The sequence below is a fragment of the Dehalobacter sp. DCM genome (assembly GCF_024972775.1).
Classification (GTDB): Bacteria; Bacillota; Desulfitobacteriia; order Desulfitobacteriales; family Syntrophobotulaceae; genus Dehalobacter.
This window is the reverse complement of the sequence record NZ_CP092282.1, coordinates 3,414,151-3,427,477: the sequence shown is the minus strand read 5'-3', so window position 1 is coordinate 3,427,477 and position 13,327 is coordinate 3,414,151. Positions and strand designations below refer to the sequence as shown.

At 42.9% G+C, this 13,327-nt stretch carries 11 protein-coding genes; 9 read left to right on the top strand and 2 right to left on the bottom strand.

The annotated features are described in order from the left end of the window. Positions 1–134 precede the first annotated feature (134 nt). Complete coding sequence (locus LPY66_RS15920) at positions 135–1,700, top strand: PucR family transcriptional regulator (RefSeq protein ID WP_337985237.1); 1,566 nt, start codon at positions 135–137, stop codon at positions 1,698–1,700. A gap of 27 nt (positions 1,701–1,727) precedes the next feature. Here the strand turns inward: LPY66_RS15920 and LPY66_RS15915 are convergent, their stop codons facing one another. Beyond that, positions 1,728–5,162, bottom strand: a complete 3,435-nt coding sequence (locus tag LPY66_RS15915) for a pyruvate carboxylase (RefSeq protein ID WP_337985236.1) — start codon at positions 5,160–5,162, stop codon at positions 1,728–1,730. Positions 5,163–5,517: 355 nt separating this feature from the next. On the opposite strand from LPY66_RS15915, the gene LPY66_RS15910 reads away from it, so the two are divergent. From LPY66_RS15910 to LPY66_RS15900, 3 genes are read left to right on the top strand one after another with little or no spacing between them, the layout of a single operon-like run. After that, on the top strand, positions 5,518–5,700 hold the full coding sequence (locus LPY66_RS15910) for a small, acid-soluble spore protein, alpha/beta type (protein ID WP_337985235.1): 183 nt from the start codon (positions 5,518–5,520) through the stop codon (positions 5,698–5,700). 16 nt (positions 5,701–5,716) lie between these two features. Beyond that, positions 5,717–5,929, top strand: a complete 213-nt coding sequence (locus LPY66_RS15905) for a hypothetical protein (protein WP_337985234.1) — start codon at positions 5,717–5,719, stop codon at positions 5,927–5,929. A 60-nt stretch (positions 5,930–5,989) separates the two neighbouring features. Then, positions 5,990–6,310, top strand: a complete 321-nt coding sequence (locus LPY66_RS15900) for a spore coat protein (RefSeq protein ID WP_337985233.1) — start codon at positions 5,990–5,992, stop codon at positions 6,308–6,310. 501 nt (positions 6,311–6,811) lie between these two features. Here LPY66_RS15900 and LPY66_RS15895 read toward each other — a convergent pair. After that, entirely contained in the window at positions 6,812–7,762 is a 951-nt protein-coding gene (locus tag LPY66_RS15895; RefSeq protein WP_337985232.1) for a hypothetical protein, read from the bottom strand. Positions 7,763–7,945: 183 nt separating this feature from the next. Between LPY66_RS15895 and LPY66_RS15890 the strand changes: the two genes are divergently transcribed. The 5 genes from LPY66_RS15890 to LPY66_RS15870 all read left to right on the top strand — a co-directional run bounded on the left by LPY66_RS15890 (position 7,946) and on the right by LPY66_RS15870 (position 13,296). After that, entirely contained in the window at positions 7,946–8,707 is a 762-nt protein-coding gene (locus LPY66_RS15890; RefSeq protein WP_337985231.1) for a fumarylacetoacetate hydrolase family protein, read from the top strand. Positions 8,708–8,873: 166 nt separating this feature from the next. Beyond that, the gene (rbr, locus tag LPY66_RS15885) at positions 8,874–9,410 is read left to right on the top strand and encodes a rubrerythrin (RefSeq protein ID WP_337985230.1); all 537 of its coding nucleotides are present in this window, start codon (positions 8,874–8,876) and stop codon (positions 9,408–9,410) included. 57 nt (positions 9,411–9,467) lie between these two features. Next, complete coding sequence (locus tag LPY66_RS15880) at positions 9,468–10,631, top strand: FprA family A-type flavoprotein (protein WP_443112437.1); 1,164 nt, start codon at positions 9,468–9,470, stop codon at positions 10,629–10,631. After that, positions 10,628–11,008 carry a desulfoferrodoxin gene (locus LPY66_RS15875; RefSeq protein ID WP_337985228.1) on the top strand — a complete coding sequence of 127 codons (381 nt, stop codon included), beginning with the start codon at positions 10,628–10,630 and terminating at the stop codon, positions 11,006–11,008. Before LPY66_RS15880 ends, LPY66_RS15875 begins: the two co-directional genes overlap by 4 nt. Before the next feature lie 230 nt (positions 11,009–11,238). Further along, positions 11,239–13,296, top strand: a complete 2,058-nt coding sequence (locus LPY66_RS15870; RefSeq protein ID WP_337985227.1) for a sigma-54 interaction domain-containing protein — start codon at positions 11,239–11,241, stop codon at positions 13,294–13,296. Positions 13,297–13,327: the final 31 nt, after the last annotated feature.

Genomic DNA, 13,327 nt, shown 5'->3' with positions numbered 1-13,327 from the left:
GGCGGCTGTGCATCGCAATTATGTGCACAGCGGCTTTCTATTATATTAACGTCTTTCGGTTGACAAAAGCCAGCAAAGTAATATCATTTTATTTACAAAATAAGTTCCGTTAGTGAATAGTGAGGATGTCAATAATGAATATAACGCCTAGAATAATCGTTTCCGGACTTCGGGATATAAAATGTCACTATATAGAAGGGACATTGGCTAGCAATAACAAAATTTTGGATGTCGAAGTCTTTCGTGAAGAAAACTTTGTTTATCCAAGAAACGATTTTCTATATATTTTGAAATATTCACAGCTTCAAAAGAAAAAATTATCCGCTTTATATACGAATATCCTCTGCATTATGGATGAAAAAAGCCCTTCCCATTTTCCAGAATTTCCTGAAAGCAATATTATTCTGGTTGAGGATAATATAGATAGCTTTCAATTATTCGATATTGTTAAAGAAGTTATTCATAAACATCATGATTTTTTCGACAAGCTGCTTGAAATGCTCTTTGCCAACGCGGATATCCAGGCCATCGTAGATTGTATAAGTAGCTTTATTGGCAACCCGGTGCGTATTCAAGATACTTCCTTAAATATTATTGCAACCTCATCCGTTTTTTATTTAGACGATGAAATTTGGCTTCATTCAGCAAAATCAGGCTATGTTGTTGTGGGAGATGAGCTAGCTTCTACGGAGTTAAAACGCTATATAAATACGCTTAATAATAAGAATGGTCCGTTTATCTTTCATTCACCGGTGCATAAAAAGCCATTTTTATGTATTCCTCTTATGCAGAAAGATTTGAGAATTGGCATGCTGCTTATCCCCAATTTAAATAAAACGACAAATGAAGGGGATATAGAGCTGCTGACCTATATAGGGAATTTGCTTTCAGTTGAATTGCAGCGTTCCAAATATACCAGTCAATCAATTAGAGTTCCGACTGAACAGATTATTATCGACTTACTGGAAGGTCGAATTCGAACGGAAAGTGAAATCAAAAGACGAGCCTGGTATGAAAATATGATCCTGAAAGATAAGTATTGTCTGTTGGTTCTAAAACCAAGAAAATTTTATCTGACAGAAAAACAACTAAAATCGGTCTGCGATTATTTTAACCAGCTCATTATATTTGGACAATTCGTTGTATATGATGATGCAATTATTGCCCTTCATAGCTGCAAAGAATCTGTGGTGAATAGGAGCAAACCGAATTGGCTGGCAAATGAATTAAATAAAAAATCCCTCATTTGCGGCATAAGCAACATATCCGATAACATCTTGAATATTCAAGCGCAATATAGACAGGCAAAGAGTGCTTTAAATATTGGGTTTAAACTGCATCCTGATCAGGACGTATTTTATTACTCTAATTACAGCCTATACGATTGGATAGAAATTTGTAGTCAACAGGTGAATATCAGAGAAATCTACCACCCAGTAGTTAATCAGATCATGGAATATGATTCACTTCATCATACAGAATTTGCACAAACACTGAATATCTATTTGAAAAATAATTGTAATCAGCATCAAAGTGCGAGGGAGTTAAATCTCCACAGGAATACATTGCAATACAGGTTAAAAAAAATTAACGAGTTAATGGGTAATGATTTGGATAATATCGTTACAGATCTTCATGTAAGGTTATCGTACTTTATCATGGAATATATCGGCAAAATAGAACCTAGTGATTCTAACTGAATTATGATTTTCTAGTGATTGTTATGGTTACTTCAGCTTGATAATCAGCTGTCCCGATTTGACCTGTTGACCTTCTTTGATCAGGATGCTTTCAATATCGCCATCCGACGGCGCAAGGACATTAGTCTCCATTTTCATGGCTTCAATAATCAGCATGCTTTGTTTGCTGGTAATCTTCTCGCCTTCCTTGACAAATATCTTGGATATAAGCCCGGTTATGGAGGAAGCTATTTCCTTCGGATTATTCGGATCAGCCATGAGGGTCACATCGACCTTTTCTTTTTCACCAAAATTCTTGTCCAGGATGCGCATTTCGCGGCGGTTGCCGTTGATTTCGAAGAGCAGCGTGCGATAGCCTTCTTCGTCGATGTCACGGACCTCCACCAGTTTGACAATCATAATCTTGCCTTCATCCAGATCGATTTCGCTGGTTTCGCCTTCCTTCAGACCGTAGAAATAAACATGGCTGTCCAGATTATAGAGGTGGCCGTATTCCGCAAGCGATTTGAGGTAATCACTGTAGACCTTGGGATAAAGCGCGTAACTTAATGCGTTGCGCATATTCGCATCGACATTGAACTCTTCTTTAAGTTTCTTTTTAATGGCATCAAAATCAATGGGCTCCAGGATTTCACCGGGTCGACAGGTAATCGGTTCCTGCCCTTTAAGAACAACCTTCTGAAGTTCTTCGGGGAATCCACCCTCCGGCTGTCCCATCATGCCTTTAAAGTAATCCATGACGGAATCCGGGAAAGTGAGGGCTTTGCCTTTTTCCAGCAGATTATCTGCAGTTAAGCCATTCTGAACCATGAATATGGCCATATCCCCAACCACCTTGGAGGTCGGCGTTACTTTGACGATATCACCAAAGAGATGATTGACTTCCTTGTACATGTCCTTGACGTCATTGAATTTGTCACCAAGACCACAGCTTTCAACCTGCGGTTTAAGGTTGGAGTACTGACCGCCGGGAATTTCGTACTTGTAAATTTCAGCCGTACCGGACTTGAGGCCGGATTCGAACTGTTCATAGTAGGTTCGGGCTTCACTCCAGTAATCGCAGAGCTTCTGGATATCATCCAAATTGATATTGGGATCCATTGTGGTATGGCTTAAAGCAGCAATGATCGAATTCATAGAAGGCTGGCTGGTGAGACCGGACATGGGACTGAGAGCGGCATCGACAATATCAACACCGGACTCGGCGGCTGCCAGCACCGTCGCCACAGCATTCCCGCTGGTATCGTGTGTATGCAGATGAATGGGGATACCAATCTCTTGTTTCAATTCGTAAATCAGTTTTCGTGAAGCATACGGTTTAAGAAGACCGGACATATCTTTGATGGCCAGAATATGGGCCCCCATATTTTCTATTTCTTTGGCCTTCTGAATGTAGTATTTCAGTGTGTATTTGTCCCGGGTCTCATCGAGGATATCCCCGGTATAGCACAGGCAAACTTCCGCAACCTTACCGGTCTTTAAGACTTCATCAATAGCCACTTCCATCCCTTTGAGCCAGTTCAGACTGTCAAAAATACGGAAGATATCGATTCCTTGCAGGGAAGCTTCCTGAATAAAGGCTCGGATCAGATTATCGGGATAATTCGTATAACCGACAGCGTTTGAACCTCTTAGGAGCATTTGGAACGGGATATTGGGAATAAGCTGCCGGAGGCCCTGAAGGCGCCGCCAGGGTGATTCCCGTAGAAAGCGATAAGCCGTATCAAACGTTGCGCCACCCCACATCTCCATGGAGAAGAAGTCTTTGGCCAACACGGACGTCGCTTCGGCAATAGTAACAAGGTCGCGGGTTCTTACCCTAGTAGCCAGCAAAGACTGATGGGCATCGCGGTAGGTGGTATCGGTGAAGAGCAACTTTTTCTGGTCTTTAATCCAGGATACAAAACCGTCAGCGCCTTTTTCCCGGAGAATCTGTCGGACCCCTTCACGGTTTTCAGGAATCTGGATCTTGGGTATAGGCGCAATATTATAGTCCTTTTTCGTATGCTTGACTTCATTGACGATTTTTTCGCCGATGAACTTCAGGATTTTTGTTTCATAATCCTTGCGAGGTTTGATATCGAAAAGCTCCGGTGTATCGTCAATGAAATGCGTATCGCATTCACCGCACATAAATATCTCGTGATTTAAAACGTTTATGAGGAAAGCTTCATTTGTTTTGACGCCTTTAATATTCATTTCCCTGATCGAACGCGTGGCTTTATTCACAGTTCCTTCGAAGGTCCTGTCTGAAGCAATGATCTTAACGAGCAGACTGTCGTAATAGGGAGATATCACCGAACCGGTATAGCCATTGCCGCCGTCAAGTCGGATCCCAAAGCCGGAACTCGTTCGGTAGACATCGATTTTTCCGGTATCCGGCATAAAATTGTTTAACGGATCTTCCGTGGTGATCCGACATTGAATGGCATAGCCGCGAGGAGCAACCGCATCTTGGGAGGGAATCCCAATCTCCTTGGAGGAAAGGGAATAACCCTGGGCGATTAGGATCTGGTTTTGGACAATATCGATACCAGTCGTCATTTCCGTAATCGTATGCTCGACTTGGATGCGTGGGTTCATTTCAATGAAATAGTAATTGCCGTGTTTATCCACGAGGAATTCTGCAGTCCCGGCATTGACATAATTGACAGCCTTGGATAAATTGAGTGCGTCTGCATATAATTTATCCCGTAGTTCCTGCGGAATCGAGAAAGCGGGGGTGAATTCCAAAATCTTTTGATGGCGGCGCTGAACAGAACAATCCCGTTCGTGCAGATGAACAATATTGCCGTATTTGTCCGCCAGCACCTGGACTTCAATATGTTTCGGTCGTTCCAGATACTTTTCAATAAAGATATCTTCGATGCCAAAGGCTTTCTTTGACTCTGTTCGGGCACTGTTAAATTCGCGCTCCAGATCCTTTTCATTGTAGACAACGCGCATTCCCCTGCCGCCGCCGCCGGCTGCTGCTTTTAAGATTATCGGATAACCGTATTGATTGGCGAAAGCAACGGCTTCATCGACGGATGTCATCGGTTTGTCTACACCGGGTATCACCGGCACGCCGACACTCTGAGCCAGTAGTTTTGATTTGATTTTATCCCCGAGGTTTTCCAGTGTGTGTACGGACGGCCCGATAAACTCCACACCGGCATCCTGACACATTTGAGCAAATTCAGCATTCTCGGACAAGAATCCATAACCGGGATGGATGGCATCGACACCTTTTTTTAAAGCTAAGTCGATAATCTCCTTCATGCTGAGGTAGACCTCAATCGGTTTCTTTTTTTCCCCGATCAGATAGGCCTCGTCGGCTTTCGTCCGGAATAAGGCATATTTATCTTCTTCGGAGTAGATGGCGACAGTCCGGATCCCGAGTTCTTTACACGCACGGAAAACCCGGATGGCAATCTCTCCGCGGTTAGCAACAAGCACTTTATTAAATTTCTTTATTTTCATATTGATTCTCCTTTTCAATTAGTTTCAGAAGTATTATTTCGATGTGTTCTTTATGCAGATTTATTCAGGCTTCAACATTACCTTGAACAGATCGTTTATTTTTAGGATATAAATATTATTATAACCCATCTCGGGTTTTAGAGAGAAGTATTTATTTAGAAAATAATAACGGACAAAACGCAAATTGTACAGAATTAATACTGTATTATTTTTTAGTTTTCAACCGCCAATTTTTGATTATTAGCCGCTTCAATAAATTGCCAGTATTTATTTTCTAAAAGCGTTAAGATTAACAGAAAGCACAAAAACACAAATAAACGGAAAATAAAAAGCCAAAGAGAACGAGGTGATGGTCATGGCGCGATTCAAACCTTTAAGTCCCGAAAGCAGCACGACGGCAGGGAGTACAGCCCAAACGATGGGAATTGAGCCGGTTGATGAAGACGGCGGTGAGATGACATCCCGCGAAGCCGGTAATATGGTTAAACGCATGGTCCAATACGCAGAAAACCATCTGAAGAATAATGGACACATCTAGGAAGGAGTGACATGCTTTGGAGGAGATGAAGATAGCTCCCCATGAAGTATTTGCGATGCATGAATTATTGCAGCTGAAAAATATCTGGACCCTGAAAATAGCCGGATTAACCGGGCAGATTGCTGACCCTAAGCTAAGATCCATCCTGGAAACCGATTTGGAAAATTCCCAGAAACAAATCGAAACCTTAAGAGATTGTGTCCGGCAGTATGAGTTCGGTATAAATTAGCGAACAAGAGGGTAGAAATATATGGTCAATATTTCGCAAGATGTGGCAGGTGCAACTTATATGACAGAAAGAGATATCGTTACGGAACTACTGATGGGATCAAAAAATGAAATTAACAAATTTTCGACTGTCATCAGTGAATCGACGACGCCGAAAGTAAGGGATATGCTGCGAAAGCAGCTTCAAGACGTGTTGGACAGCCATGCGCGGATCATGGATTATGCTATAGAAAAAGCGTATTATCATCCGTTTGATCCCTCACGGGAATTGAAAGAGGATTTGAAACAGGCGTATACCGCTTTGGATTTGGAAACATGGAAAATGGAACCGGATGAAGAATTATCAGGAAAGCAAACGGATACGCCGATATTACGATCATGAAATGGATTTGAGCACAGAGTTTATGAATGGTGTGTTTTCGTAGACCTTTCTCCAATGAGTTACTCAAATTACTCCTAAGTAAGGCAGCCTGCACAATGCCAACGACAAGCGGAGCACGGATTGCGAAGCGCGGCTCTTTGTGCCATGGAGGGCACAAGAGCCGAAAGTGGCATTGTGCAGGCGGCCCCGCCCCAAAAAAATTAAGCATTATTCTCGGGTAGGTCTGCATGCCACATTCCGCTTTCGGCAGATAGCGCCATCCATGGCGCTAACAGCCGCGCTCCGCAATCCATGCTCCGCTTGTCGCTGGAACTGTGGCACGCAGACCTAATTTGAAGTATATATTTGTAATATTCTTTAGAGTAGATATTCTTTTGAGTAGACTCCCATGCCGCGATGAAGTACCAACAAATAATGAAAATATAGTGAATTCTCAGGGTAGTTACGGTGTAAATAATTAACTGTACGGCTATGAGTGACATGCGCATGTGTCCTCATAGCTTATTTCTTTTCATTGTTTTTAGCAGCTTCTTCAAGCGCTTTGCTAAGTGTCTCTATATTGGTTAATGTGATTTTCCCTTTGATCGTGACCAGTTCCGGATTTTTTTCCTTAATGACTCTTTCCAGTTCAATGATAGAAAGATCCAGCTTTGCTGCGTCTTCCTGCTGATCTTTTTCTAGGGTATTCTTCAGCATAGCCCAGGAGGATTTTAATTCTTCCATATTTGATTGTGCCTTAGACCAGTCCTTATCCTGTGCATAGAGGATACAGCTTCTTGTTCGAAAGAGTATTTGTTTAATCTCCGGCGATATCTTGGTGTCATAGAGTGCGTAGAAATCCGGGATAGATGCATGCACACTGTTAGTGGCCAGCATCGTTTTCATGCGGTCCTTGGACTTAAGGGATTCTGTCAGGTTATTCAGGTTATCGCTAAACCTCTCAATGAGCTCTTTTTTAGCTCCTTTTTTATTGGCCTCGGGCATAAATTCATTCCATAGAAAATGAAGTTTACTGACTTCCTCGCTCACCATCTGGAAGGGGTCAGATGGTTGCTGCTGTTGTTCGCCGGCACCACTTTGGTCGGATCCGCTGCTGCTGCCTTGGCTTTGTTTGCTTTCCTGATTTCCTTTGCCGCCGTTACTGCTCTGCTGATCCTTTTCCTCTGTGGCTTGCTGTTTGTCTTGCCCACTTTGTTCGTCCTGCCCACTCTGTTCGTCCTGCCCGTCTTGCTGTTGGCTGACAGTGGGGCCTTTAAGCTTAGAAAAAATCGTTTCGATAGCGGTTTCAATACCCTCTAATTGCTTGGGGACTTTTTCGGGTTGTTCCTGAGACTGCTGTTTCTGATCTTTTCCGGTTATTTTGTTGATCATACTGCATCCTGAGGTCAACACCAAGCAGAGCGCGAGTATAATTGAAATAAGGATTGGGTAGCGTTTTGGACGTATTTTCATTTTTTATACTCCTGTAGGATCAAGATCACGCTATTGTTATTACGCTGTTGTTATTATGTACAAATTAATGTAATGAATTCGCGAAAATGGCAGATTAATATATCACACTGAGATAGTATTTGGTAAAATTGGAATAGGATAAATAATTAGCTGAATTCAACTCTTCAATAATGCGGAGGAAACATGAAATATCTTCGATTCAGTGATAATCACAACGTCATTCGATATGGTGTTGTCAAAGATAGTTTGATCTTTGCTATCAACGGAGACATCTTTGGGGAATTTATGGTCACCGACAAATCGTATCTAATAGAATCCGTAAGGCTACTGGCACCTGTAATCCCATCAAAAGTATTATGTATCGGACTGAACTATATTGATCACGCCAAGGAATTTGGGAAGCCGCTGCCGGAAGAGCCGCTTCTTTTCATCAAACCGCCTTCGAGTGTTATTGGTCCCGAAGAAAATATCATCTATCCCCCACAGACGGCCAATCTTCACTATGAGGCTGAACTTGCTATTGTGATTGGGAAAGAAGCTAAGAATGTAGAGCGTAGGCAAGCTGCTGAATACATATTCGGTTATACTGTTGCCAATGATATTACAGCTCGTGATCTACAACATAAGGACGGCCAATGGACAAGAGCGAAAGGTTTTGATACGTTCTGCCCGCTTGGTCCCTGGATTGAAACCGATATTGATGATCCTGGAAACCTTACAGTCAAGCTGACGCTGAACGGATTGACGCGGCAGGATTCCAATACAAATAACCTTGTATTTGATTGCTTTCAGCTTGTTGAATATCTATCGGGTATTATGACGTTGTTGCCGGGAGACGTGATCCTTACCGGTACACCGGCGGGCGTCGGGCCTATGGAAGCGGGTGATGTGGTCAAGGCCGAGATAGAGAATATCGGGGCTCTGACCAACTATGTGATAAAATAGAAATATTTTATAAAAAAAATTTATTTAGAATAATTATAAATAAACTTGATTTTCTCTTCTGTATCGATTAGAATTTAAAAAGAATTTGATTTGTATTTCATTTAATGTTCTTGCGAAACATTAAGTGAATTAAGAGATTTTAACGAAAGTAGAGGGAGTTGTTAGAATGAAAGAATTAAAAGGTTCGAAGACAGAGAAAAACTTGATGGAAGCATTCGCGGGGGAATCACAGGCCAGAAACAAGTATACTTACTTTGCTTCTGTTGCTAAGAAAGAAGGCTATGAGCAAATTGCTGCTCTCTTTTTAGAAACCGCTGAGAATGAAAAAGAACATGCTAAGATATGGTTCAAGCAATTTCACGGCATCGGCAATACGGTAGAATGCCTGATGGCTGCCGCGGCCGGAGAGAGAGCGGAATGGACCGACATGTATGCCCGGATGGCGGCCGAAGCCAAAGAAGAAGGCTTCAACGAAATTGCCGCACTTTTTGAAGGCGTCGGCAAGATCGAGAAAGAACATGAAGAAAGATATAATGACCTGTTGGCCAACATCCAAAATAAAGAAGTGTTTGCCAAAAATGAGGTCAAGACGTGGAAATGCCGTAATTGCGGACACCAGCATACGGGTGCGGACGCCCCGGACCTGTGCCCAGTTTGCGATCATCCTCAAGCCTATTTTGAAGTCATTGCCGAAAATTATTAATGAATGGGTTCGTATCATCCATAAAAATTATCAGAAAACCAGAGCGAGGTGAACTTAGTGAAAGCAGTGAAAGTTGCGGAGAATATCTATTGGGTTGGGGGTATTGACTGGCATATCCGAAATTTCCATGGCTATATGACGCAAAGGGGAAGCAGCTATAATGCCTATCTGGTCATAGATGAGAAGATTACGCTCATCGATACGGTGAAACATTATCTTTGCGATGAAATGATTGCCCGGATCTCCGATATTGTCGATCCAGCCGACATTGATTATGTTATCTCCAATCATGTGGAGATGGATCACTCCGGCAGTCTGCCCGAAATCATGGCCATTGCCACCAAAGCCACATTGGTGACTTCACCGAATGGCGAAAAGGGCCTGAAGGCTCATTTTAAAGATCAGTGGAATTACCGGATTGTTAAATCCGGTGATACATTAAACATTGGGAAACGGACACTCGCTTTTGTCCAGACACCGATGGTCCATTGGCCGGATAATATGGTCACGTATTTGCCTGAAGATAAGATTCTCTTTTCCAATGACGCGTTTGGTCAGCATATTGCCTCAAGCGAGCGATTTGACGACGAGCTGCCGCTGGGAATTCTTCTGGAAGAGGCACAAAAATATTACGCTAATATCGTCTTGCCTTACGGTTCCCAGGTTCAAAAAGCGTTGGAAGCGGTAAGCGGACTGGAGATTAATACAATCGCAACCAGCCACGGCATCATTTGGCGTTCGCATATTCCGGACATTCTCCGTGAATATCAGAAGTGGTCGTCCAATACCACGGAAAATAAGGCGGTTGTGGTTTATGACACGATGTGGAACTCAACGGAAATCATTGCCGATGGTATCGTCGAAGCCTTTGAGAACAAAGGGTACCAAGTCAAACTGATGAATCTTCGAAATAATCATATCTCTGATATCATGACGGAGGTGACGACGGCGAAGTATATCTGCGTTGGCTCGCCCACCTTAAATAATAATATTATGCCGACTGTCGCCAGTTTCCTTACCTATATGAAAGGACTCGCCCCCAAAAACAGGATGGGGCTGGCTTTTGGTTCCTACGGATGGAGTGGGCAAAGCGTCGGTATTATTGAGCAAGCCTTGAAGGACTGCGGATTTGAGACTTTGGAAAACATTCGGATTCAATACATTCCAGATGAGGATCAGCTGGAAGAATCTATAAAGAAATTGGAGGGAAGTATTCTATGACAGAGCTGAGAGAAGTTTACAAATGTAATGTATGCGGCAATGTGATTGAGGTCATTCATGCAGGGGCGTCATCTCTGGTTTGTTGCGGGCAGCCTATGGAAAAGCTGGAAGGTAAAACGGAGGATACCGGTATAGAAAAACACCTTCCAGTGGTAGAAGCGGTTGAATCAGGGATCAAAGTCCGCGTCGGCAGCGTCGAACATCCCATGCTGGAGGAGCATTATATCCAATTAATCGAAGTATTGACAGCAGATAAAGTGTGCCGCGCGGAATTGAAACCCGGTCAGAAGCCGGAGGCAGTTTTCCAGGTGAATATAGATGCCGTAGTTAGTGTGAGAGAATATTGCAACCTGCACGGTTTGTGGAAGACAAAATAATAGATGAAAACGTGTTGCTGTATCAAAATGAGTTGATAAAAGGTAGAAAAAGTTAAAAATTCTTACAAATTAATAATGAGATATTTTCAAAGGGATGGTATAATTTAATTGATATCCTTATTTCAATTGAATTCATGCCATCTTTTTTTATTATGAAATAATCCGTTATGAGTTCGAATAGTATCACTGTCTTATTTTGAGATAACTAATACAATGGGGGGTCATTCAATTTGAATGCAGAAAAGGGTTTCGAAAATACCTTCAATCAAAGCAGTTTGGCGATTGGACATCTTGAAGAGCTCATTGCATTTAGAAATGATTTTATACTCGGTAAAGTCAATGATCCCTCAAGCTGCCCCTATCTGCATCCCGAGATTGCTGCGTCATGGTTAAGATCCCGGAATTATGGCGTTGACCCGTATGTTATTGGTCAAACATTGAGTAAGCGTCTCAACAACGAGACATTTCAGGAGCTTTTGGATACCTATGCAACGCTGATCGATGTTACCTCAGCCCTGATCGCAACGTTTGATGGTTTGATGCTGGTTGCCGGCTACAGTATACTGTTAACCGATAAAGATGGTGTGGTTCTCCTGCATAAAAATGAATGGACGACTACGCCGCCTTTTGCTGCGCCGGATCCGGTGGTGGGGATGGTTATGGATGAAAAGTCCGTCGGGACAAATGCCCATAGCATGTGCTTCAATATAAAACAACCAGTTCAGCTTCTTGGACCGGAGCATTATTGCGTACAACTAAAAGAAGATATTATCGGATTCGCCGTACCGATCACCGATGACAGTAATGATTTAATTGCCGTGCTTGGGCTTATTACGATGGCCAAACCGCAATCACTCGGTGATGAACATACGAATGGACTTAATGCCTACATTATGGATATGCTCATTACAATATCCCAAGCCGTCGAAGTGCGGCTTCGTCTCGAAAAGAAATACGCGACGATCATATCAGCCAATAATCCAATGGACGGCGCGCAAAACAATCAGGGCGAGGGGATTGTCACAGTCAGTAATACAGGGAAAATCATCCATATCAATCAGGAAGGTGCAAAAATCTTAAATCTGGATCCACATGATATCGGTGATGCCAACATACGAGATTTTCTTCGTGTGGAATCGCCGTTGATGGGTTTTGCAGGGAAGGGCGAAAAAGTTGATATCAATGAGACTATCTATACCGAAGATGACGAAAAGGTTTACCGTATCAGCATTCGGCCGACATTGGGAAAGGATACACGACAGCTGGAAACAGTGGTACTCCGTTTCAAAACCAATAGGCATTCGACAGTATCTGCTAATAAAAAAGGGAGCACGACGACGTATAGTTTTGATGATATCTTAGGCGAGAGCAGAGAAATCAAGGAAGCTATTGCGCGTGCCCAACTGTTCGCGACCTCTGATGAAAATATTCTTCTCATCGGGGAAAGCGGGACTGGTAAAGAGGTTTTTGCTCAGGCGATCCATAATGCTTCTTGTCCACAGGGCCCATTTATGGCCGTCAATTGCGCAGCCATGCCGCGAGAACTCATCGAAAGCGAATTGTTTGGGTATGAGGGCGGCAGTTTTACAGGTGCAGACCGCAGCGGCAGGCCTGGAAAAATTGAAATGGCTAACGGCGGGACATTATTTTTGGATGAGATCGGTGATATGCCGTTAGAATTACAGGCAGTGCTGCTGAGAACGCTTGAGGACAAGCAAATCATGCGAATCGGCGGGCGCCGTTACAAAAAAGTTGATTTTCGCCTGATCGCGGCTACCAATAAGGACTTGAACCAGATGGTCAAAGAAAAACTTTTCCGTGAGGACCTTTATTTCCGCCTCTCGGTGCTCCCGGTGCATATCCCTCCCCTTCGGGACAGAAAGAATGACATCCCGCTATTGATCCAATACCATATGGAAATCTACTGCCAAAAAAATGGAATGAAACCGATGCCGATCAGCTCCGTTGCGGCTAAAAAACTCAATGAGTATGATTGGCCGGGTAATTTACGCGAGTTAAGAAATGCCATGATTTACGCTATGAAAACAGCCCGTACGGGAACGATTGAGATCAACAACCTCCCCATATCAATTTTATTAAATAAAAAGAACGAGGATGAAATAACGTCTACCGGTGATGACTTAACGTTAAAAAACCTTGAAAAATTGACGATCGAACGGGCGATGAACCGGGCCAATAACCGGGTGACTCTGGCAGCAGATCTCCTGGGTATCAGCAAAGCAACCTTATATCGTAAGCTTATTGAATACAAAATAGCCGTTGAATAAAAAACGTGTTGGGTTCTGTATATAAGGGGGA

Bases quoted from the DNA above. Each gene is read 5' to 3' on its own strand.
- LPY66_RS15920 (WP_337985237.1), top strand. From the start codon at position 135: ATGAATATAACGCCTAGAATAATCGTTTCCGGACTTCGGGATATAAAA.
- LPY66_RS15915 (WP_337985236.1), bottom strand. From the start codon at position 5,162: ATGAAAATAAAGAAATTTAATAAAGTGCTTGTTGCTAACCGCGGAGAG.
- LPY66_RS15910 (WP_337985235.1), top strand. From the start codon at position 5,518: ATGGCGCGATTCAAACCTTTAAGTCCCGAAAGCAGCACGACGGCAGGG.
- LPY66_RS15900 (WP_337985233.1), top strand. From the start codon at position 5,990: ATGACAGAAAGAGATATCGTTACGGAACTACTGATGGGATCAAAAAAT.
- LPY66_RS15895 (WP_337985232.1), bottom strand. From the start codon at position 7,762: ATGAAAATACGTCCAAAACGCTACCCAATCCTTATTTCAATTATACTC.
- LPY66_RS15890 (WP_337985231.1), top strand. From the start codon at position 7,946: ATGAAATATCTTCGATTCAGTGATAATCACAACGTCATTCGATATGGT.
- rbr (WP_337985230.1), top strand. From the start codon at position 8,874: ATGAAAGAATTAAAAGGTTCGAAGACAGAGAAAAACTTGATGGAAGCA.
- LPY66_RS15875 (WP_337985228.1), top strand. From the start codon at position 10,628: ATGACAGAGCTGAGAGAAGTTTACAAATGTAATGTATGCGGCAATGTG.